The organism is Gordonia malaquae NBRC 108250 (assembly GCF_000344135.1).
Taxonomy (GTDB): domain Bacteria; phylum Actinomycetota; class Actinomycetes; order Mycobacteriales; family Mycobacteriaceae; genus Gordonia; species Gordonia malaquae.
Window position 1 is genome coordinate 1 of the sequence record NZ_BAOP01000101.1, and the last position, 945, is coordinate 945.

General features: G+C 66.9%; 2 protein-coding genes. Both read left to right on the top strand.

Annotated elements, in window-relative coordinates:
* Positions 1-50 precede the first annotated feature (50 nt).
* Complete coding sequence (locus tag GM1_RS23175; protein WP_008382579.1) at positions 51-446, top strand: IS5 family transposase; 396 nt, start codon at positions 51-53, stop codon at positions 444-446.
* Complete coding sequence (locus tag GM1_RS23180; RefSeq protein ID WP_075051973.1) at positions 433-945, top strand: IS5 family transposase; 513 nt, start codon at positions 433-435, stop codon at positions 943-945. Before GM1_RS23175 ends, GM1_RS23180 begins: the two co-directional genes overlap by 14 nt.

Below are 945 nucleotides of genomic sequence, written 5' to 3' on the forward strand. Positions count from 1 at the left end.
CTAGGGCGTGTCTGACAAATCGGCGGGGTGGGATCTGAGAAGCTGGGTTCATGTCGCGGTTTCAGGTGCTCTCGGATGCTCAGTGGTCGTTGATCGAGGGCATGCTGCCGAAGCGGACGGGCCGTAAGGGGCGTCCGTTCTCCGATGCCCGGACGATGGTCGAAGCGATCGTCTACCGGTATCGGTGCGGTATCGCCTGGCGTGATCTGCCGGAGGTGTTCGGGCCGTGGCAGACGGTGTGGACGTGGCATCACCGGATGGCGAAGGCGGGCACCTGGGATCAGGTCCACGCGAAGCTCACTGCCGCCGCTGATGCTGCGGGACTGGTGGATTGGTCGCTGTCGGTGGACTCGACCATCGCTCGCGCCCATCAGCACGCCACGAACACCACGCGCCTCACAGGGGGCTGGATCGAATTACACGAATCCGGGGATCGAGCCGCCTGACCACGCCGTCGGCCGCTCCCGCGGCGGGCTCTCGACGAAGATTCACCAGCTCGTCGACGGCAACGGACTGCCACTGGTCACCTTGCTCACCGCTGGCCAGGCCGGTGACTCGCCGATGTTCCTGCCGCTGATGAGCCAGCTGCGGGTCGGCCGCGAACGAGGCCGGCCACGCACCCGTCCGGACGCGGTCCGCGGCGACAAGGCTTACTCGTCGCGGGCGATCCGGGCCCACCTGCGAGCGCGCGGAATCAAGGCCGTCATCCCCGAGCCCGACGATCAGAAGGGCCACCGCAAGCGGCGCGGCTCCCGCGGCGGCAGACCTGTCGCGCTCGATGTCGCCGACTACAAGAACCGCAGCGTCATCGAACGCCGCTACTGCCACACCAAGCAGTGGCGCGGACTGGCCACCCGTTACGACAAGCACGCCGTCAACTACCGCGCAGCAGTCGTCCTCAACGCCGTGATCGCCTGGTCGAAAGAATTGTCAGACACGCCCTAG

Coding starts and splice junctions, on each gene's coding strand:
- GM1_RS23175 (WP_008382579.1), top strand. CDS start 51: ATGTCGCGGTTTCAGGTGCTCTCGGATGCTCAGTGGTCGTTGATCGAG.